The sequence below is a fragment of the Streptomyces sp. NPDC005303 genome, assembly GCF_040607335.1.
Classification (GTDB): domain Bacteria; phylum Actinomycetota; class Actinomycetes; order Streptomycetales; family Streptomycetaceae; genus Streptomyces.
Window position 1 is genome coordinate 1 of record NZ_JBEXGM010000030.1, and the last position, 19,759, is coordinate 19,759.

At 69.9% G+C, this 19,759-nt stretch carries 15 protein-coding genes and 1 tRNA gene; 11 read left to right on the forward strand and 5 right to left on the reverse strand.

From position 1 onward, the window contains the following. The 3 genes from ABZT93_RS31395 to ABZT93_RS31405 form a co-directional block, all read left to right on the forward strand. On the forward strand, window positions 1–796 hold a 796-nt coding region (locus ABZT93_RS31395), incomplete at its 5' end, for a CoA transferase (protein WP_356111055.1). Between the two features lie 29 nt (window positions 797–825). Beyond that, the gene (locus tag ABZT93_RS31400) at window positions 826–1,347 is read left to right on the forward strand and encodes a carbonic anhydrase (protein WP_356111057.1); all 522 of its coding nucleotides are present in this window, start codon (window positions 826–828) and stop codon (window positions 1,345–1,347) included. Between the two features lie 574 nt (window positions 1,348–1,921). After that, a complete protein-coding gene (locus ABZT93_RS31405) occupies window positions 1,922–2,743 on the forward strand; it encodes an acyl-CoA dehydrogenase family protein (RefSeq protein WP_356111060.1) in 822 nt (273 codons plus the stop codon). Window positions 2,744–2,761: 18 nt separating this feature from the next. On the opposite strand, the gene ABZT93_RS31410 is transcribed toward ABZT93_RS31405, so the two are convergent. Continuing rightward, window positions 2,762–3,451, reverse strand: a complete 690-nt coding sequence (locus ABZT93_RS31410; RefSeq protein WP_356111062.1) for a GntR family transcriptional regulator — start codon at window positions 3,449–3,451, stop codon at window positions 2,762–2,764. A 278-nt stretch (window positions 3,452–3,729) separates the two neighbouring features. On the opposite strand from ABZT93_RS31410, the gene ABZT93_RS31415 reads away from it, so the two are divergent. The 5 genes from ABZT93_RS31415 (at window position 3,730) to ABZT93_RS31435 (ending at window position 9,895) form a co-directional block, all read left to right on the forward strand. Continuing rightward, entirely contained in the window at window positions 3,730–4,230 is a 501-nt protein-coding gene (locus ABZT93_RS31415) for an NAD(P)H-dependent oxidoreductase subunit E (RefSeq protein ID WP_356111064.1), read from the forward strand. 8 nt (window positions 4,231–4,238) lie between these two features. Beyond that, on the forward strand, window positions 4,239–5,852 hold the full coding sequence (locus tag ABZT93_RS31420) for an NADH-quinone oxidoreductase subunit NuoF (protein ID WP_356111065.1): 1,614 nt from the start codon (window positions 4,239–4,241) through the stop codon (window positions 5,850–5,852). After that, on the forward strand, window positions 5,849–8,665 hold the full coding sequence (gene fdhF, locus ABZT93_RS31425; RefSeq protein WP_356111067.1) for a formate dehydrogenase subunit alpha: 2,817 nt from the start codon (window positions 5,849–5,851) through the stop codon (window positions 8,663–8,665). The genes ABZT93_RS31420 and fdhF overlap by 4 nt, the downstream gene beginning before the upstream one ends. Before the next feature lies 1 nt (window position 8,666). Then, window positions 8,667–8,879, forward strand: coding sequence for a formate dehydrogenase subunit delta (locus ABZT93_RS31430; protein ID WP_356111069.1), 213 nt, complete (start codon window positions 8,667–8,669; stop codon window positions 8,877–8,879). Window positions 8,880–8,962: 83 nt separating this feature from the next. Further along, the gene (locus tag ABZT93_RS31435) at window positions 8,963–9,895 is read left to right on the forward strand and encodes a LysR family transcriptional regulator (RefSeq protein ID WP_356111071.1); all 933 of its coding nucleotides are present in this window, start codon (window positions 8,963–8,965) and stop codon (window positions 9,893–9,895) included. 633 nt (window positions 9,896–10,528) lie between these two features. Here the strand turns inward: ABZT93_RS31435 and ABZT93_RS31440 are convergent. Continuing rightward, entirely contained in the window at window positions 10,529–12,115 is a 1,587-nt protein-coding gene (locus tag ABZT93_RS31440) for a FadD7 family fatty acid--CoA ligase (RefSeq protein ID WP_356111073.1), read from the reverse strand. A 254-nt stretch (window positions 12,116–12,369) separates the two neighbouring features. Between ABZT93_RS31440 and oxc the strand changes: the two genes are divergently transcribed. Beyond that, entirely contained in the window at window positions 12,370–14,118 is a 1,749-nt protein-coding gene (gene oxc / locus ABZT93_RS31445; protein WP_356111075.1) for an oxalyl-CoA decarboxylase, read from the forward strand. A gap of 56 nt (window positions 14,119–14,174) precedes the next feature. Further along, entirely contained in the window at window positions 14,175–15,431 is a 1,257-nt protein-coding gene (frc, locus tag ABZT93_RS31450; protein ID WP_356111077.1) for a formyl-CoA transferase, read from the forward strand. 59 nt (window positions 15,432–15,490) lie between these two features. On the opposite strand, the gene ABZT93_RS31455 is transcribed toward frc, so the two are convergent. Further along, window positions 15,491–15,916 (reverse strand): PAS domain S-box protein, encoded by a 426-nt coding sequence (locus ABZT93_RS31455; RefSeq protein ID WP_020123843.1) that lies wholly within the window; start codon window positions 15,914–15,916, stop codon window positions 15,491–15,493. A gap of 160 nt (window positions 15,917–16,076) precedes the next feature. Between ABZT93_RS31455 and ABZT93_RS31460 the strand changes: the two genes are divergently transcribed. Next, window positions 16,077–16,161 (forward strand) — tRNA-Leu (locus ABZT93_RS31460). A gap of 145 nt (window positions 16,162–16,306) precedes the next feature. On the opposite strand, the gene ABZT93_RS31465 is transcribed toward ABZT93_RS31460, so the two are convergent. Next, window positions 16,307–16,435 (reverse strand): hypothetical protein, encoded by a 129-nt coding sequence (locus tag ABZT93_RS31465; protein ID WP_356111079.1) that lies wholly within the window; start codon window positions 16,433–16,435, stop codon window positions 16,307–16,309. 91 nt (window positions 16,436–16,526) lie between these two features. Next, window positions 16,527–19,595 carry a BTAD domain-containing putative transcriptional regulator gene (locus tag ABZT93_RS31470; RefSeq protein WP_356111081.1) on the reverse strand — a complete coding sequence of 1,023 codons (3,069 nt, stop codon included), beginning with the start codon at window positions 19,593–19,595 and terminating at the stop codon, window positions 16,527–16,529. Window positions 19,596–19,759: the final 164 nt, after the last annotated feature.

Genomic DNA, 19,759 nt, shown 5'->3' on the forward strand with positions numbered 1-19,759 from the left:
CGGTTCGATGGCCACGACCGGGTTCGAGGACGGGCCGCCGCTGGCGACCGGAGCGCAGATCGGTGATTCGGGCACCGGGATCCATGCGGTCGCCGCGATCCTGGCCGCGCTCTACCAGCGGGAGAGGAGCGGGCGCGGGCAGCGGGTGAACGTGGCGATGCAGCACGCAGTGCTCAACCTGTGCCGGGTCAAGCTCCGTGACCAGCAGCGCCTGGCCCGCGGGCCGCTGGCCGAGTACCCCAACAACGACTTCGGTGACGAGGTGCCGCGCTCCGGGAACGCCTCCGGCGGCGGCCAGCCCGGCTGGGCCGTCCGCTGTGCGCCCGGCGGGCCCAACGACTACGTGTACGTCATCGTCCAGCCCGCCGGCTGGACCCCTCTGGCCGCGCTGATCGGCCGCCCCGAACTCGCCGAGGACGCGGAGTGGTCCACTCCCGAGGCGCGGCTGCCGAAGCTGGCGAAGATGTTCCAGCTGATCGAGGAATGGACCGCGACCCTGCCCAAGTGGCGGGTCCTGGAACAGCTCAACGCCCACAACATCCCCTGCGGGCCGATCCTGTCCCCCAAAGAGATCATCGAAGACGCCTCTCTCGCCGACAACGACATGATCGTTGAGGTCCCGCATCCCCACCGCGGCACCTTCACCACCGTCGGCAACCCCCTCAAACTCTCCGACTCCCCCACCACCATCACCACCCCACCCCTCCTCGGCCAACACAACGAAGAGATCTACGTCCAGGAACTCGGGCTGTCCCGAGCCGAGTTGCCGCAGCTCAAGGAGCAGGGCGTCATCTGACCGACCCGACCGGAGTGAGGTAGCCCCACATGTCGACTTCCGTACCCCGAACCGCGACGGTCACCGACCGGCTCGTGGAAGCCAACCGCGCCTACGCCGCCCGATTCACCGACCCCGGCATGGGCGCCCGACCCGTTCTGCGCGTCGCCGTCGTGGCGTGCATGGACGCCCGCCTCGACCTGCACGCCGCGCTCGGCCTGGAACTCGGCGACTGCCACACCATCCGCAACGCGGGCGGTGTGGTCACCGACGACACGATCCGCTCTCTGACGATCAGTCAGCGTGCCCTCGGCACCCGTAGTGTGGCGCTCATCCACCACACAGGCTGCGGTCTGCAGACCCTGACCGAGGACTTCCGGCACGAACTGGAGCTGGAGGTCGGTCAGCGTCCCGCGTGGGCGGTGGAGGCGTTCCTCGACGTCGACCAGGACGTCCGGCAGTCCATGCAGCGGGTGCGCACCTCGCCGTTCCTGCCGCACACCGACGACGTGCGCGGCTTCGTCTTCGACGTCATGACGGGGCTGTTGCGGGAGATTACGCCGAACTCCTGAGCGAGCCCGACCCGTTGGCGGGGATCGGCGGTCGGCCGGGGTCGGTCGCCCCGGCCGACCACCGCGCCGATCTGCCGGCAGTGGAAGTCGGTGGTGCTGTGGGTATGCCGACCCATCAGCTCCTCCGCGCGGTCGGGTGAGCCCTCGCCGATTGCCTCGATGATCCTCGCGTGCTCGTTCCAGGCGATCTGCGCGTCCTTGCCGCGAGGTCTGTCGATGGGCATGGGGTACCAGCGCACACCCGTCGGTCGACCTGGGGATGAGTTCGGCGAGGACCGCTTTGCGGGACAGCAGGGTGATGTGACCGTGGAGGGCGGCGTTCGCCTCCACGATGGCCCGGGCGTCTCCGGCCGCCAGGGCGGTCGGACCGGTCTGCTGCGGCTCCCACAGACGGGCCCCGTCTCCGTGAACCGACTGGTGGGTCGAGCCGTCCCTCAATTTCCGTGTCTCACACAGTGCCGAGTTCCGGAAATTGCCCCGCTTGACCCCTGGCGCGGGTACCTTTCCATGCAGAATACTGTATGCAATCATCGTTCGACAGTGGACCAGCAGCCACGCCCGAGGGGGATGCCCCGTGTCGTACCGCACCGCTCTCTCCGAAGTCCTGACCGGCCTTGCAGGACCCGTCGCCGAAGCGGCGGCCGTCCGGGGCCGGTTCCCTCGCGGCGCCGTGACGGCCCTCGGTCGCGCCGGACTCCTGGGACTCTCCGTCTCCACCGAATTCGGCGGCGGGGGACGGGGGTTGCCGGAAGCCGTCGACGTGGTCGCGCGGACCGCACGCGTCTGCCCGGCGACCGCGGCCGTGCTCCGGTCCCACTATGCGGCCGTCGCCGTCGTCGAGGCGCACGGCGGCCCCTGGCTGCGCGCCGAGATCGCCGCCGGACGCCATCTCGCCAGCCTCGCCCTCGCGGAGTCGGAGGAAGAGAGGGTGGGGGAGGGGCCGAGGGCGGACTCCGAGTTCCTCGTGCCGCGCTCGGTTGCCACCCGTTCCGGTGAGGTGGTGGCACTGCGGGCCCGAAAACAGCGGGTGGTCGCGGCGGGGGAGGCCGACCTCTACGTCTGGTCCTCCCGGCCCCTCGCCGCCCCCGAAGGGCTGACGCTCTGGGCGGTCCCGGCACACGCCCCGGACCTGTTCGTCCCCGCACGGCCCGGCACCTCCGGACCCCGGGGCAGCGCCACATCCACGGTGTTCGCCGACCCCGTACTGGTGCCCGCCGAGGTGATGCTCGGCGCGGACGGCGCCGGACTCGACGTCGTGCTGCGCACGGTCCTGCCGTGGCTGCTCGAACTGCGGGCCGCCGAGACCCGCCGCCCAACACTCCTCGACCCGGCCATGGACCCGGCCCTCGATCCCGGGAGCTCCCGGCGGCCCGCCGGGTCCCTCGCCGCGTCCTGAACCATGCCCGGTCGGATGTCAGTCCTGGTTCGCCCTGGCCGCGATCTGCTTGCGGTAGAAGTCGGTCGTACGCTCGGTGTGCTTGCGCATGACCTCGCCCGCCTGGTCCGCGTCGCCCTTGGCGATGGCCCTGATGAGCTGGGTGTGCTCGTTCCAGGCCTCCTTGCCACGGGGCTTGGCGATGGGCGTGTAGTACCAGCGGACCTTCTGGCCCACCTGGGCGATCAGTTCGGCCAGCACGGCGTTGTCGGCGACAGCGGTGATGAAGTCGTGCAGCGCGGTGTTGGCGGAGACCAGCCGCTCGACGTCGCCGTCGGCGAGGGCGGCGATGCCTTCGAGCTGGAGCTCGTCGAGATGCGCGATGTCCTCGGGCTTCGCGTTCTTGGCGGCGAGCTGGGCCGAGTAGGTCTCCAGGACCGCCCGGACGCCGAGGAGTTGAGCGGCCTCCTCCTCGGTGGGGGAGTGGACGAAGGCCCCCTGGGCCGGCCGCAGATCCACCCAGCCGGCGGTCTGGAGCCGCTGGAGGGCCTCGCGGACCGGCTGGCGGCTGACGCCGAGGTGTTCGGCGAGCTCGGCCTCGACCAGATGCTGGCCGGGCTTGAGGGAGCCGTTGATGATCAGCTCGGTCAGGGCGTCGTACACGGCCTGACGCAGCGGTGCCGGGCGGGTGACGCGCCGGGACGCTGCGGCCGTGAGTGCCTCGCGCATGGTTGTCCCGTTCTGCCGCCGGTGTCGACGGGCGGCGGCTTTGCCGAGTGGGGGCCGTGCGGAGGGTCGCCGACGGCCGCGTCAGCATACAGGTTTTGGTATGCAACATGGCGGGCGTCGACGTCGACTCGGCCCTGGTCCGGGCCCGCGGTGTCGGGGTTCCGTGACTCCGCCCTTCATGCATGGCAGGACTCCGCCCCCGTGCGGCAGGGTTGTGTATACAGAAGTCTGTATGGAGTATTGTCCGAGTCTCCTGCACCTCTCGCCGGGGACTCCGCGTGACGGAAGGCGAAGCGATCATGACGACCAGCGGGAATGACGTGACGGTCGAGAGCGTGGTCCGGAGGGTGGTGGCCCGTCACCGGGGCGAGCGCGGGACGCTGCTGCCCGTACTGCACGCCGTCCAGGCCGAGTTGGGACATGTGCCGCAGGAGGCCGTGCCGGTGCTCGCCGAGGAGCTCAACCTCTCCCGGGCGGACGTCCACGGAGTGGTGACCTTCTACCACGACTTCCGTCGCGAGCCCGCTGGCCGCACCACCGTGCGCATCTGCCGCGCCGAGGCCTGCCAGGCGCTGGGCGCCGACCAACTGGTCCGCTACGCAAGCGAGTCCGGGCTGACCCTGGGGGAGACGACGGCGGACGGCTCGGTCACCGTCGAGCAGGTCTTCTGCCTCGGCAACTGCGCGCTCGGACCTTCTGTGGAGGCGAACGGGCGGCTCTACGGTCGCGTCGGCCCGGCCCGGCTGGGCTCGATCCTCAACGGGACGGTCTCCTCATGAACAACCTCATGAGCAACCCAGCGCACTCCACGGCCACCGTCTACGTTCCACGCGACTCCGCGGCCAGGTCCGTCGGCGCGGACGAGGTCGCGCAGGCCCTCCAACACGCCTCCAGCCGCGGCGACTTCGCCCTCGACGTCGTACGCAACGGATCGCGCGGCATGCTGTGGCTGGAGCCCCTGGTCGAGGTGGTGACCCCCCAAGGGCGCGTCGGCTACGGCCCGGTGGCCCCCGAGGACATCGACGGCCTCCTCGCCGCCGGGATGCTCGACGGCGCGGACCACCCCCTGCGGCTCGGCATCGTCGACGAACTGCCCTGGCTGGCGAGCCAGAACCGTGTCACCTTCGCCCGGGTCGGCGTGACCGACCCCCTGTCCGCCGAGGACTACGAAGCCCACGGCGGCCTCGCCGGACTGCGCGCCGCGCTGGAACTGGCCCCCGCGGACGTGGTCGCCGAGGTCACCGCGTCCGGACTGCGCGGCCGCGGCGGCGCCGGATTCCCGGCCGGCATCAAGTGGAAGACCGTGCTCGACTGCGCCGACGAGCTGAAGTTCGTCTGCTGCAACGCGGACGAGGGCGACAGCGGGACCTTCGCCGACCGCATGGTCATGGAGGGCGACCCGTTCATGCTCATCGAGGGCATGACCATCGCCGCCCACGCGGTCGGCGCGAGCGAGGGCTACATATACATCCGCTCGGAGTACCCGGACGCGGTGGCCACGATGCGCCGGGCGATCGGCATCGCGCGCGAGCACGGCTGGCTCGGCAGCAACATCCTCGGCTCCGCCCTCGACTTCGACCTGCATGTCCGCGTCGGCGCCGGCGCGTACATCTGCGGCGAGGAGACCTCCATGCTGGAGAGCCTGGAGGGCAAGCGCGGCATGGTCCGCGCGAAACCGCCCATCCCGGCGATCGAGGGCCTGTTCGGCAGGCCGACCGTGGTGAACAACGTCCTCACCCTCGCCACCGTGCCCGTCGTCATGGCCGAGGGCGCGCAGGCGTACGAGCGACTCGGCGTCGAACGCTCCCGCGGCACCCAGGTGTTCCAGCTCGGCGGCAACATCGCCCAGGGTGGCATCGTGGAGACCGCGTTCGGCATCACCCTGCGCGAACTCATCGAGGGGTACGGCGGCGGCACCCACTCGGGACGCCCGGTGCGCACCGCGCAGGTCGGCGGCCCGCTCGGGGCCTACCTGCCGGAGTCGATGTTCGACCTGCCCATGGACTACGAGGCGTTCGCGGCCGCCGGGGCGATGGTCGGCCACGGTGGCGTGGTCGTGTTCGACGACAGCGTCGACATGGCCGCCCAGGCCCGCTTCGCGATGGAGTTCTGCGCCGAGGAGTCCTGCGGCAAGTGCACACCGTGCCGGGTCGGCGCGGTACGCGGCGTCGAGGTGATCGACAAGATCGTCGCCGGCACCCACCGGGACGAGAACCTGGCCCTGCTCGAAGACCTCTGCGACCTGATGACCGAGGGCTCCCTGTGCGCGATGGGCGGGCTGACCCCGCTGCCCGTGCGCAGCGCCCTCACCCACTTCCCCGACGACTTCCTCGGTGGCCGTCGACTCCTGGACATCCAACCCGTACAGGCGACTGGCCCGAAGACGGAGGGCACGGCATGACACTCCTCAAGGAACCCGACTTCGGAACCCCCGAGAGGCCAGGACCGGCGACGGTGTCCGTGGAGGTGGACGGTCTGCCGGTGACCGTCCCCGAGGGCACCTCGGTGATGCGCGCCGCCGCACAGGCCGGTGTCGACATACCCAAACTCTGCGCCACCGACAGCCTGGAGGCGTTCGGCTCCTGCCGGCTGTGCGTGGTGGAGATCGACGGCCGACGCGGCACCCCCGCGTCCTGCACCACCCCATGCGCCGACGGCATGAAGGTCAGCACCCAGACCCCGAAGGTGGAGAAGCTCCGCCAGGGCGTCATGGAGCTCTACATCTCCGACCACCCCCTGGACTGCCTGACCTGCCCGGCCAACGGGGACTGCGAACTCCAGGACATGGCAGGGGTGGTGGGCCTGCGCCAGGTCCGCTACGGCTACGAGGGCGAGAACCACCTAGACGCCGAGAAGGACACCTCCAACCCCTACTTCGACTTCGACCCGTCCAAGTGCATCGCCTGCTCTCGCTGCGTCCGCGCCTGCGGCGAGGTCCAGGGCACCTTCGCGCTCACCATCGAGGGACGGGGCTTCGACTCGAAGGTCTCGCCGGGCGCGGGGGAGTCCTTCATGGACTCCGAGTGCGTCTCCTGCGGAGCCTGCGTCCAGGCCTGCCCGACCTCCACGCTCCAGGAACGCTCGGTCGTCGAACTCGGCATGCCCACCAGGTCCGTTGTGACCACGTGCGCGTATTGCGGGGTCGGATGCTCCTTCAAGGCCGAACTGCGCGGCGACGAACTCGTCCGTATGGTCCCCTACAAGGACGGCGGCGCCAACGAGGGCCACTCCTGCGTGAAGGGCCGCTTCGCCTTCGGCTACGCCACCCACCCCGACCGGCAGCTCAAGCCCATGGTGCGCGACCGGATCACCGGCCCCTGGCGCGAGGTCGAGTGGGACGAGGCGATCGGCACGGTGGCCCGGCGGATGCGCGAGATCCAGGACCGGCACGGTTCCAGCGCGATCGGCGCCATCACCTCCTCGCGGTGCACCAACGAAGAGGTCTACGTCGTACAGAAGATGGTCCGCGCGGCCTTCGGCAACAACAACGTCGACACCTGCGCCCGCGTCTGCCACTCCCCGACGGGGTACGGCCTCAAGCAGACCTTCGGCGAGTCCGCCGGCACCCAGGACTTCCGCTCGGTCGCCGAGGCCGACGTCATCATGGTGATCGGCGCCAATCCCACCGACGGGCACCCGGTGTTCGCCTCCCGGATGAAGCGACGGCTGCGCGAGGGCGCCAAGTTGATCGTCGTGGACCCGCGCCGCATCGACCTCGTACGCTCCCCGCACATCGAGGCCCAGCACCACCTTCAGCTGAGGCCCAGCACCAACGTGGCCGTCGTCAACGCCATGGCGCACGTGGTCGTCACCGAGGGCCTGGTGGACCGGTCCTTCGTGGACCAGCGCTGCGAGGGCTTCGACGAGTGGGCCGAGTTCATCGCCCGCCCGGAGAACAGCCCGGAGGCCGTCGAGGAGATCACCGGCGTCCCGGCCGCCGAACTCTGGGCCGCCGCACGCCTGTACGCCGAGGCCCCCAACGGAGCCATCTACTACGGCCTCGGCGTCACCGAGCACAGCCAGGGCTCGACCATGGTCATGGGAATGGCCAACCTCGCGATGGCGTGCGGGAACATCGGCCGCGACGGCGTCGGCGTGAACCCCCTGCGCGGCCAGAACAACGTGCAGGGCTCCTGCGACATGGGCTCCTTCCCGCACGAACTCCCCGGTTACCGGCACGTCTCCGACGACGCGGTCCGGACCGTCTTCGAGAACCTGTGGGGCGGAACCCTCCTCGCCGAACCGGGACTTCGCATCCCCAACATGTTCGACGCGGCCATCGACGGCACCTTCCGCGGCCTGTTCGTGCACGGCGAGGACATCGCCCAGTCCGACCCCAACCTCAAGCACGTCACCGCCGCCCTCGAAGCCATGGAACTGGTCGTCGTCCAGGACCTGTTCCTCAACGAGACGGCCAAGTTCGCCCACGTCTTCCTGCCCGGCGCCTCCTTCCTGGAGAAGGACGGCACCTTCACCAACGCCGAACGCCGCATCAACCGAGTGCGCTCGGTGATGAAAACGAAGACCGGCAAGCACGAGTGGCAGATCGTCAGCGAGATCGCCACCGCCATGGGCTACGAGATGTCCTACGACCACCCCGGCCAGATCATGGACGAGATCGCCTCGGTCACGCCGACGTTCACCGGGGTCTCCTTCGACCTCCTCGACAAGCTCGGCAGCGTCCAGTGGCCGTGCAACGAGGAGGCACCCGAGGGCACGCCCATCATGCACGTGGACGAATTCGTGCGCGGCAAGGGCAAGTTCGTCGTCACCTCCTACGTGCCGACCACCGAGCGCAGCACCCGGCGCTTCCCGCTGGTCCTCACCACGGGCCGCATCCTCAGCCAGTACAACGTCGGCGCCCAGACCCGCCGTACCGGCAACGTCGCCTGGCACCCCGAGGACATCCTGGAGCTGCACCCGCACGACGCCGAGGTCCGCGGCATCAACCACGGCGACATGGTCACCCTGGCCAGCCGTGTCGGACAGACCACCCTGCGTGCGGAGATCTCCGACCGCATGCCGACCGGGGTCGTCTACACCACGTTCCACCACCCCGTGACCGGGGCCAACGTGGTGACCACGGAGAACTCCGACTGGGCGACCAACTGCCCCGAGTACAAGGTGACCGCCGTACAGGTCGCGCTCGCCCGCCCGGACCGGTCGAGCGGGGCCGAGGCCACCGGGAACGACCTCGTGACGGTGGTGGACTGAGATGACAGCGACCGTGCCGGCCGAGTGCAGGATGGCCAACGACATCGCCAGGAACCTCGGACACCTGCCGGGGGAGGAGGCGGCCGAGGCGATCGCGGGCCACATCGGGAAGTTCTGGGACCCCCGCATGCGCACGCGCCTCTACGAGTTCGTCGACGCCGGAGTGGAGGGGCTGGACCCGCTGGTGGTGGCCGCGGTGAAGCATCTGCGCTGACCTGTGCGGTCTCCTCCCTGTACATCGCTCCACACTGCATACAGTATGGAGTCAGTGATCCCGCGGGCAGGGAGGAGTCGCTCATGCTGTTCCGGCAGCTCGAATACTTCGTGGCGGTGGCGAGGGAACGGCACTTCGCCCGGGCGGCGGAATCCTGCTACGTCTCCCAGCCCGCGCTCTCGGCGGCGATCGCCAAGCTGGAGCGTGAGCTGAACGTCACGCTGATCAACCGCGGCCACAACTACCAGGGCCTCACCCCCGAGGGCGAGCGGCTCGTCGTATGGGCCAAGCGGATCCTCGCCGAACAGGACGCCTTCAAGGCCGAGGTGGCCGCCGTGCAGTCCGGCATCACCGGCACCCTCCGCCTCGGCACCGACCCCACCGCGTCCACGACCCTCGCCCTCCCCGTGGCCGCCTTCTGCGCGGCACACCCGCTGGCCAAGGTCCAGGTCCGCTCAAGACTGTCGACCAAGGAACTCCACCGCCAACTCCGCGACTACGAACTCGACGTGGCAATCGCGCACTTCGACCCGGACGACCAGGAGGGCCTCCAGATCGTGCCCCTCTACCAGGAGAGGTACATGCTGCTGGTCTCCGACGAACACCTGGTGGCCCAGTCCGCCACCGTGTCCTGGGCGGAAGCGGCCCAGTTGCCGCTCGCGCTGCTGACACCGGACATGCGGATCCGGCAGATCGTCGACACCGTGTTCGCGGAGAAGGGGTACATGGTGACTCCGCAGGTCGAGACGGACTCCATCGCCTCCCTCTACGCACACGTGGGCGGCGGCGGCTGGGCGAGCATCGTGCCGCACACCTGGCTGCGCGCCATGCCGGTGGTCGGCCGGACCCGGGCCTTGCCCCTGGTCGACCCCGAGGCCGGCGCCCAGGTCTCGGTGGCCATCCACGCGGCGACCCCCGGCTCGGTCGCCGCCCGCGCTTTCGTCAACGCGGCGACGGGCCTGTCCCTGGACGACTTCTTCGCCCGCCCCCTCCCGGCGGGACAGGGCGTGCGCTGAACCTGCGGACGGCTGCGGTGAGGACGTGGCGCTGGGCTTGGCATTCTGGCCGGGCCCCTCGCACGCAGGGGCGCGTGCCGAACCCGTACCCCCTTCTGGTCCGGCCGCTCCTGGCGGTGTGTCCCAAGATGGTGTCCGGCCTGTCGATGGACGGCTCCTTCGTGGCCCCGCCCCCGTCCTACGACCGCCGCGCTGCGCGAAGTCTGCCGGGAGCTCCCGTGCCCGGTCCGTTCCGGTCCCGTACCGTCTCCCGGTCCGGCTTGCCGTGGAGCGACTTCCTGGCCGGGCACCGTTCGCCCGAGCACCCAGAGCCCCGAGCCTGCGGGCAGGTCTCGTCGCGGCGGCGTGCGAGGGCCCCTTCTCGATCCTGCCGCTCCTGGTGGTCCAGGCCATCGTGGCGGCCGGGCTGTCGTCGGACTTCCTCGGCGCCCGCCACTTGGCGGCCCCGCCCCCGTTACCGCGCCTCCCGCCCCCGTCGAGGTGCGTACCGCGCGCCTGTGGTGGTCCAGGGCATCGTGGCGGCCGCCCGGCCGTCGGTCCACCTCCGCGCCCGCCACCCGGCCCCGCCCCAGACACCTCGCCCGCGCCCCAGACACCTCGCCCGCGCCCCAGACACCTCGCCCCCGCCCCCGGTCAGGGTGCGTACCGTGCCTGTACCGCCTTCCGGTCCAGGCCCCCCTTCGCGGTGTACGGCAGCGCGGTGACCAGTTCGAGCCGGTCCGGTATCTCGAAGGGGGCCAAGTGGTCGCGGCAGTACCGCAGGATCTCCTCTCGCCCGAGGCCGTCAGGCTCACGCAGCACCACCGCGGCACCGACCCGCTGCCCGTACACCACGTCGGGCACCGCGAACACGGCTGCGTCCGCGACCCCCGGGCACCCGGCGAGGACGTCCTCGACGTGTTCGGGCGAGATCTTCTCCCCGCCCCGGTTGATGAGGTTCTTGATCCGACCGGTCAGCGACAGGTATCCGTCCTCGTCCAGCGCGCCCAGATCACCGGTGCGCAGCCACCCGTCGACGAAGGTCCGCGCCGACGCGTCCCCGTCGGCCAGGTAGCCCCGGGCGACGGTGGGCCCCTGCACCCACACCTCGCCCTCCACGCCCACCGGACAGGCACGTCCGTCGCGGTCCACGACCCTCACCTGGACCCCGGTGGGCCGGCCGACCGACCCCTGCCGGAGGGCTCCCCGTTGCGGCAGCGGTTCACTGGTCGCCTGGTGCGAGGACTCTGTCATCCCGTACGCGGACAGCAGCGGGGCGCCGAACGTGCGCTCGAGCGCCCGCTGGGTCGCCGTGTTGAGGGGCGCGCTGCAACTGCGGACGAACTTCAGCGGCGGTGCCTGCGGGCCCGGATACTCCCGCTCCGAGCGGTCCAGAAGGATCTCGTGGATGGCCGGCACCGCCGTGAACCACGTGGCGTTCACGGCCCGCATGTCGTCCCAGAACGTGCCCGCCGAGAACCGCCCCCGCTCGGGCAGCAGTACGCAGCCCCCGCTCGCCAGGGAGGACAGCAGTGCCGCGAACAGCCCGTGGCCGTGGAAGAACGGCATCACCGCGACCGTCGCGTCCTCGGGGCCCAACTCGTAGGTGACGCAGATGTTGCGAAGGGAGGCGGCCACATTGGCGTGGGTCAGCGGGACCATCTTCGCCCGGTCCGTGGTGCCGGCGGTGAACAGGACGAGAGCGTCCAGCTCCGACAACCCCCCTGCGGCACCCCGTAGTTGGTGCGGTTCGCAGACGTCGGGTTCGAGTGACACCGCAGCCGTCCCCGCCGCCGCGACGTCCACCCGCACCGACCACGCGGGTACCGCATGCGCGACGCCACCACCGGACGCCGACGCATCGAGAAGTACCGCCCGAGCTCCCAACGCCGCGAGCCGCGCGGAGAGTTGTGACGCCGGGAGTGCGGGATCCAGCGGAGCCGTGACCAGCCCGGCCCGCGCCGCGCCGAGCAACCCGACCACGAACTCCGCCGTGTTGGCACAGATCAGACCGACCGCGTCACCGCGCCGCAGACCCGCCCCACCGAGCCGGGCGGCCACCTGGTCGGCGAGGGAAGCCAGCGCCCGGTACGACAGCTGCACCCGCTCGCCGGTCACCACCAGGGCGCGGGCGTACGGGCGTTCACGCACCTGCCGGTCGAGGAGGTCGACCAGACCTGTGACCTGCGGAGGCCGGTAGCGGTTCGCGTCACGCACGGATGCCGCGGCCGGAACGGCCATGACCCCACCCCCTCGCACAGGCCCGATGAAACATCCTCTGCGAGCGTGCGACGGCGCCCGGTGGACGTCCAATACCCGCTGGCGAACGGCCGATAGCAGCTGTCTATCAAGGGAGTTGCCGGGCCGCTGACCAGCCCTCGATAGACACCGTTTATCGGCTGGTCGCCGATGGGTCTTGGACGCGGACGAGCGCGCTGCGGATGGTGAGAGAAGTAGCCGCTCCGGCAGGACCTGCCCAAGGAGGACCTCGGACCATGACCGCTCCCTCGACCCTGGAGACCGCGGCAGCAGCCGACGTTCCGACCGAGCTCACCGACGGGTACCACCTGGTCGTCGACGCGCTCAAAATGAACGACGTCGACACCATCTACGGGGTGGTCGGCATCCCGATCACCGATCTGGCCCGGCTCGCCCAGGCGCAGGGCATCCGCTACATCGGCTTCCGCCACGAGAGCAACGCCGGACACGCGGCCGCCATCGCCGGCTACCTCAACAAGAAGCCCGGCGTGGCCCTCACGGTCTCGGCCCCGGGCTTCCTCAACGGCCTGGTCGCGCTGGCGAACGCGACCACCAACTGCTTCCCCATGGTCCAGATCTCCGGCTCCAGCGAGCGCCACCTCGTCGACCTCAGGCAGGGCGACTACGAGGAGATGGACCAACTGGCCGCCGCGCAGCCGTTCGTTAAGGCCGCCTACCGGGTCAGCCGGGTGGAGGACATCGGCCGCGGCATCGCCCGAGCCCTGCGCACCGCGATCTCCGGGCGCCCCGGCGGTGTCTATCTCGACATCCCCGCCGCGGTGCTCGGCGCCATCATGCCCAAGGCGGAGGGCGACCGGACGCTGAGCCGCCTGGTCGACCCCGCCCCGCGCCAGCTCCCGGCGCCGGAGGCCGTGGACCGGGCGATCGAGCTCCTGGCGTCCGCCGAACGCCCTCTGGTGGTGCTGGGCAAGGGAGCCGCCTACGCCCAGGCGGACGCCAAGGTACGGCAGTTCATCGAGTCGACCGGCATCCCCTACGTACCGATGTCGATGGCGAAGGGCCTGCTGCCCGACGACCACCCCCAGTCGGCCGCCACCGCACGCTCGCTCGCGCTGAAGAAGGCCGACGTCGTGATGCTGATCGGCGCCCGCCTCAACTGGCTCCTGGGACACGGCCAGACGGGCTGGAACCCCGACGCCAAGTTCATCCAGATCGACATCGACCCCAAGGAGATGGACAGCAACCAGCCCATCTCCGCGCCGCTCGTCGGAGACATCGAGTCGGTGCTCGACGCGCTCGCCGAACGCACCAAGCCCGGCCAGATCACGGCCCCTTCGGCCTGGCGCGAGGAACTCGGGGCGCGCTCGGCGCAGAACGTCGCCAAGATGGCCGAGCGGCTGGAGGCCGACCCGCACCCCATGCAGTTCATGGGCGCCCTGAAGGCCGTACGGGACGTCGTGCACGCGCACCCGGAGACGTACATCGTCAACGAGGGCGCCAACGCCCTGGACATCGCGCGCAACGTCATCGACATGCACGTGCCGCGCCACCGCCTCGACAGCGGCACCTGGGGCGTCATGGGCATCGGCATGGGCTACGCCATCGCCGCCGCCGTCGAGAGCGGCGCCCCGGTCGTGGCCATCGAGGGCGACAGCGCCTTCGGGTTCAGCGGCATCGAGATCGAGACGATCTGCCGCTACAAGCTGCCCGTCGTCACCGTGATCATGAACAACGGCGGTGTCTACCGCGGCGACGACACCAACCCGTACGACGACGCGCCCTCGCCCACGACCCTCATGTCGGCGGCCCGCCACGACCTGCTCATCGAGGCGTTCGGCGGCAAGGGCTACCGGGCCACCACACCCGCCGAGGTCACCGCCGCCCTCACCGAGGCCCTCGCCGCCGGCGGCCCGGCACTCATCGACTGTGTGATCGACCCCTCCGCCGGCACCGAGAGCGGCCACATCTCGCACCTGAACCCCAAGGGCATCACCGTCGGCAACATCACGCCGGCCAAGAAGTGAACGCCTAGACCTCCTGTACCTCCTAGACCGCGCACCTTCACGAAAAGGAAGCACACATGAGTGAAAAGCCGCTCGCCGGAATCAAGGTGATCGACTTCACCGGGGTCCAGGCCGGTCCCGCCTGCACGCAGATGCTCGCCTGGTTCGGCGCCGACGTCCTGAAGGTGGAGCGCCCCAACGGCGGCGACGTGACGCGCCGTCAGCTGAGGGACATCGAGGAGCTGGACGCGCTCTACTTCACGATGCTCAACAGCAACAAGCGCTCCCTCGCCATCAACACCAAGACCGCCGAGGGCAAGGAGGTCCTGGAGAAGCTCATCAAGGACGCCGACGTCCTGGTGGAGAACTTCGCGCCGGGCGCCCTGGACCGCATGGGCTTCACCTGGGAGCGCATCCAGGAGCTCAACCCGCGCCTGATCTTCGGCTCGGTGAAGGGCTTCAACGACCAGTCGTCCTGGAACGACCTCAAGGTCTACGAGAACGTCGCCCAGTGCGCGGGCGGCGCCGCCTCCACCACCGGCTTCTGGGACGGCCCGCCCACCATCTCCGGCGCCGCCATCGGCGACACCAACACCGGGATGCACCTGGCGATCGGCATCCTCACCGCGATCATCGACCGCGGGAAGACCGGCCGGGGCCAGAAGGTCTCCGTCTCCATGCAGGACGCCGTGCTCAACCTCTGCCGCGTCAAGCTGCGCGACCAGCAGCGCCTGGAGCGGGTCGGCTACCTGGAGGAGTACCCGCAGTACCCGAACGGCGAGTTCACCGACGTGGTGCCGCGCGGCGGCAACGCGGGCGGCGGCGGCCAGCCCGGCTGGGTGCTCAAGTGCAAGGGCTGGGAGGACGACCCGAACGCGTACATCTACTTCACCGTCCAGGAGCAGAACTGGAAGCGCACCGCCGAGGTCATCGGTCGTCCCGAGTGGGCCGAGGACCCGGAGTACGCCACCGCGCGCGCCCGCCAGTCGCACATCTTCGAGATCTTCGAGGAGATCGAGAAGTGGCTCGCGGACAAGACGAAGTACGAGGCGGTGAACATCCTGCGGGAGTGGGAGGTGCCCTGTGCCCCGGTGATGAGCATGAAGGAGATCGCCTACGACGAGGACCTGCGCAAGAGCGGCACGGTCGTCGAGGTCGAGCAGAAGGGCCGCGGCACCTATCTGACGGTCGGCAGCCCGGTGAAGTTCTCCTCCTTCAAGCCGGAGGTCGTCGGCGCCCCGCTCCTCGGTGAGCACAGCTCCGAGGTCCTGGTGGAGCTGGGCTACGACGAGGAGACCATCGGCCGGCTGAAGGAGAGCGGGGTCATCGTCTGAGCGCTGCGCGGAAGGGGCCGTGACCTCGCGGGTCACGGCCCCTCGGTGTGTTCCGGGGTTCAGACCGAAGCCTCGGCCCGGCGCCGCATCAGCTCCCGCTCCCGCTCGCGCCGCGCGGTGACGTCCCGGACGACCGCGCCGCAGTAGGGGCTGCCGTCGGGGCCCGACAGCAGGACCACGCTGAACTCGATGGACAGCTTGCGGCCGTCCGCCGCCAGCGCGGGCACGTTCAGCAGATCCGCGTCGCCGTACTTGCTGGACCCCCGCTCCATGGCCGCGTCGAAGCCTTCCTGGTGCCGCTTGCGGTGCCGCTCGGGAATGATGACGTCCAGGCTTCGCCCCGTCACGTCGGCCGCCGCGAACCCGAAGATGCGCTCCGCACCCCGGTTCCAGTAGCGGATGAGCCCTTCCCTGTCGGTGATCACTATGCCGTCGGGTGCCTGGTCTGCCATGCCCAGCACCACCGCGGAATCCAGATCTTCCATGTCGCCTCCGAGCCGGGGCCATTGGGGTGACGACAGTATACAGAATACTGTCGTCACGGCCTCGCTGCGGAGGGATATGCAGGTGAAGGGCACTCCGAAAGCTTGGTATTGTTGTGCGTGTCGCCCCGGGGAACACCCCCGTCAAGGCGGCAGACACCTGGTCCGGGTGGCGGAATGGCAGACGCGCTAGCTTGAGGTGCTAGTGCCCTTTATCGGGCGTGGGGGTTCAAGTCCCCCCTCGGACACACAGCTGAGACCCCACGTCCCGTGGGGTCTTTCGCGTTGTGCGGCGACGTACGTCGATCGTGGCCGGACCTGTCGCCCGGCGTCCCCCTCGGGTCGGAGAGGGGTGGTGCGGCGATAGAAAGCACATCGCCGCACCGGACTTGCTCAGGCGGGAGAGGTCGCGGCGGCGACGCTCGGAATGCAGATGGTCGTTCCGAGCGCGAAGGTGGAGAAGCCGATGAGTACTGCGGCCGCACCCGCGAGGGCGACCTTGAGGGTCTTGCCTTGGGGCATTTTGCTTCCTGCTCTATTTACTCGTGAGTAGACAGACTATGCCGTCTGTCCTGGCAGGAAGTGAATACATGTCGGCTGTCGATTACGCAAATCACGAGGCTTTCTCGCGCGAGGGGCTATTCGGCGGGCCCTCGGTCTGATAGACGGTCTGTACCGACCGCAGGCTCTCCCGTGCTTGTGCCGCTTCGTGTGCCGCGCCCACGCGGTCGGCTATCTCGACGGCCTCGCTGAGGTGTGCGAGAGCCGAGGCCCGACGGCCGAGCCGGTGTTCGGCGAGCCCCAGCGCGTGCAGCGCCTGTCCCTCCTCATGGGCGGCGCCCACGCTTCTTGCGAGGTCCAGGGCGTGCTGCTCACGGGCGGCCGCCTCCCCGAAGCGCCCCGCCGCGTACAGCGCCCTGCCCATGGCGTGCAGAGTCTCCGAGGCGTTGCGACGGTCGCCGAGCCGACGGAAGGTCGCGAGGGAGTCGTTGAACAGGTCCAGCATGTGAGCCAGATCGTCGGGTGATTTCATCGTGCTGGCCAGATTCACCTGGGTGATGGCCCGCTCCGACGGAACTCCCGTTTCCGTGAGGACTTCGAGGCCGTTCTCGAGCAGATGGCGTGCGCGTTGTGGATCGCCCTTGCGGAGAAAAAGGTCGGAGAGGTTATTGAGGACATGTGCGTATTCACGTCTGTCCGCGACGGTCTGGAAATCCGTGAGCGCCGTGTCGAAATACTGTTGGGACTCCTCGAAATTTCCCAGATACAGGTGGGTGATTCCGAGGTTGTTCCGCGCGCGGCCCAGCTGCCACGGATCTCCCGACAGGAGGCGTTTGCGCAGGGTCTCCCGCTGGAATTCGAGTGCCTCGGAAAGCCGGCCTAGATTCCAGTGCAGTACACCGAGCCGGTGCAGGGCCTCGGCCTCCGCTTCGGCCGCACCGAGCTCCCCGGCGTCGACGAGCGCCCGGCGCAGAGCGCTGTGCGCCTCCTCGTAGCGGCCCGCGTGTGACAGTGCGTTGCCGAGGTCGATCGACGCGAGGACCGCGCGGTGCCGTGCCCGGGTGTCATGCCAGTACTGGACCGCGCCTGCGTGCAGGCGTTGGGCCTCGCCGGAGTGGCCTTCGTCGTCGAGGAAGGCGGCCAGCGCGCTCGCGAGCAGTGCGGCAGGCTGTGGGTGCCCGCTCGTGCGGCAGTGACGTTCGGCGGCCAGGAGCGCCGAGCACTCCGCCGACAGCCACCTTCGGGCCGCGGGCGCGTCCTCCCATGGAGGCAGTGGGTGCCGGGAAGGGGCGACGGGACGGTCCAGCCGCAGACGCCGTGGATAGATCATCCGGTCTGCCGCCTCGGATGCCTGTACATAGAAATCGATCAGTCGGCCGACCGCCCGGCCGCGTACCGGTTCCGGATCTTCGGACAGCGTGAGGGCACGCGCGTATTCGCCGAGGAGATCATGCAGGGCGAAACGTTCGGGCGCTGGTTCTCTGATCAGGTGCGCATCAAGCAGGCCCTCCAGTGCGTCCTCCGCGGCGGCCACCGGAAGACCGGCCAGGGCCGCGACGCCGTACACGTCGATATCGGCTCCGAACCGCAGTCCCAGGAATCGGAAAACTGTTTGTTCCTCGATCTTGAGTGTGCGGTACGACACGTCGAAAGCCCGGCCGATCTCTCCGCGGGTACCGTCCCGTATTTCTTTCAACCGGCCCTGGCCATGCGTGAGTCTGCGCAGGAGATGGGCCGTCGTCCAGGAGGGCCGGGAGGCCAGCCGGCCTGCGGCGAGCTCCACGGCGAGGGGCAGATGGCCGGCCAACCGGACGATGTCCGCCACCTCGTTGTGCCGGCGGGTGCGCTCCTCTCCCGCCACGGTCCGGAACAGCGCGATGGCGTCCTGCGGCGGGAGGATGTCCAGCTGGATCGAGCGGATGCCGGGCAGGCCCGTGAGCCTGCGGCGGCTGGTCACGATGATCAGGGACCGGGAGGCGCCCGGCAGGAGGGGCCGCAGTTGTTCGGGGCCGGCGACGTCGTCGATGACGACGACGGCGCGGCGGTTGGCGAGAAGGCCGCGCCACAGTCCGACGAGGCCCTCACGGTCGTGGGGGAGAGCGGACGCGGGAACCCCGAAGGCGCGGATCAGCGCGGTGAGCGCGGCCTCGGGAGTGAGCGGGGACGACTCGAAGGCATGAGTGCCCAGGTCGAGATGGACGGCACCGTCCGGAAAGTGCGGCGCCAGGCGCCTGGCGGCGTGCAACGCGATCAACGTCTTGCCCACTCCGGCCATGCCCGACACGCTCTGGAGCGCGATCACCGACGTCGCCGACCCGGCAACGGCGTTGTGCAGGATGGCGGCCAACTCGTCCTTTCGGCCCACCAGTTCGGCATGACCGGGCAGGGTCTGCGGGGCGGACACCGCGGACTCCGCGCGGGGGAGCAGGGCCTGGACGGGGGCGCCGTCGAGGATGAGGCGCTGTAAGCGGGTCAGTTCCTCGCCGGGGTCGGCGCCGAGGTCCGCTCGCAGGCGGCGCCGTACCGAGTCGTAGACGCGCAGTGCGTCCGCCTGGCGGCCGCAGCCGTAGGAGGCGGTCATGAGCAGGCCGGCGATCAGTTCGTCGGTGGGGCGTTCCGCCAGGAGGGCGGTGAGGTCGGGCACGAGGTCGGCGAAGTGCCCGTTGCGTAGTTCGGCGGCGGTGCGGATCAGCTGGGTCGGCAGCCGTCGCTCCGTGAGGCGGCCACGGATGTGCTCCGCCCACTGTCCGGGCAGTCCCGCCAGAGGTTCTCCCCGCCAGAGCTCCTCCGCCTCGGCCAGGAGCCGGAGGGCCTCGGTGTCGTTGCCGCCGTGACTCAGGGAGCGGGCCTGGGCGGTCAGGTTCTGGAAGCGGTGGCAGTCCACGCGGTCGGCGTCGAGGTCGAGTGTGTAGGTGTGGGCCTGCTGGACGAGCGGTTCACCGGCTCCGAGGAGGCGCAGCCGGCGGCGGATCCTGGCGACGTAGGCGTGCAGACTCGCACCTGGCCGACTGGGCGGGGTGTCGTCCCAGAGCCGGTGGATCAGGGTGTCGAGGGAGACCGGACGGCCCACGTCGAGTGCGAGGGCTGCGAGGAGCAGGCGTTCCTTGGCCGAACCGAGCGCGTCGACGTGCCGTCCTGCGCGCAGTTGGACCGGCCCGAGTACGCGAATCTCCCACTCCACCAGTGCCTCCGTCCAGCGGTCGGCCTGTGCCCGGTGAAAGCAAGAGTCGCATGCGGTCAATAAGCGTTCAAATATGGAATCTACTTGAACTTAATATTGGCCAATTCTCTCTGATCGGGACGCCGGCTGTGCTCAATCGGTCTGGTTCCGGGAGGTGCCGGGTA

Excerpts from the sequence above, each read along its gene's own strand:
- ABZT93_RS31465 (WP_356111079.1), bottom strand. The coding sequence starts at position 16,435 with ATGCCCCAAGGCAAGACCCTCAAGGTCGCCCTCGCGGGTGCGGCCGCA.
- ABZT93_RS31410 (WP_356111062.1), bottom strand. The coding sequence starts at position 3,451 with ATGCGCGAGGCACTCACGGCCGCAGCGTCCCGGCGCGTCACCCGCCCG.
- oxc (WP_356111075.1), top strand. The coding sequence starts at position 12,370 with ATGACCGCTCCCTCGACCCTGGAGACCGCGGCAGCAGCCGACGTTCCG.
- ABZT93_RS31420 (WP_356111065.1), top strand. The coding sequence starts at position 4,239 with ATGAGCAACCCAGCGCACTCCACGGCCACCGTCTACGTTCCACGCGAC.
- ABZT93_RS31435 (WP_356111071.1), top strand. The coding sequence starts at position 8,963 with ATGCTGTTCCGGCAGCTCGAATACTTCGTGGCGGTGGCGAGGGAACGG.
- ABZT93_RS31400 (WP_356111057.1), top strand. The coding sequence starts at position 826 with ATGTCGACTTCCGTACCCCGAACCGCGACGGTCACCGACCGGCTCGTG.
- ABZT93_RS31440 (WP_356111073.1), bottom strand. The coding sequence starts at position 12,115 with ATGGCCGTTCCGGCCGCGGCATCCGTGCGTGACGCGAACCGCTACCGG.
- ABZT93_RS31430 (WP_356111069.1), top strand. The coding sequence starts at position 8,667 with ATGACAGCGACCGTGCCGGCCGAGTGCAGGATGGCCAACGACATCGCC.
- frc (WP_356111077.1), top strand. The coding sequence starts at position 14,175 with ATGAGTGAAAAGCCGCTCGCCGGAATCAAGGTGATCGACTTCACCGGG.
- ABZT93_RS31455 (WP_020123843.1), bottom strand. The coding sequence starts at position 15,916 with ATGGAAGATCTGGATTCCGCGGTGGTGCTGGGCATGGCAGACCAGGCA.
- fdhF (WP_356111067.1), top strand. The coding sequence starts at position 5,849 with ATGACACTCCTCAAGGAACCCGACTTCGGAACCCCCGAGAGGCCAGGA.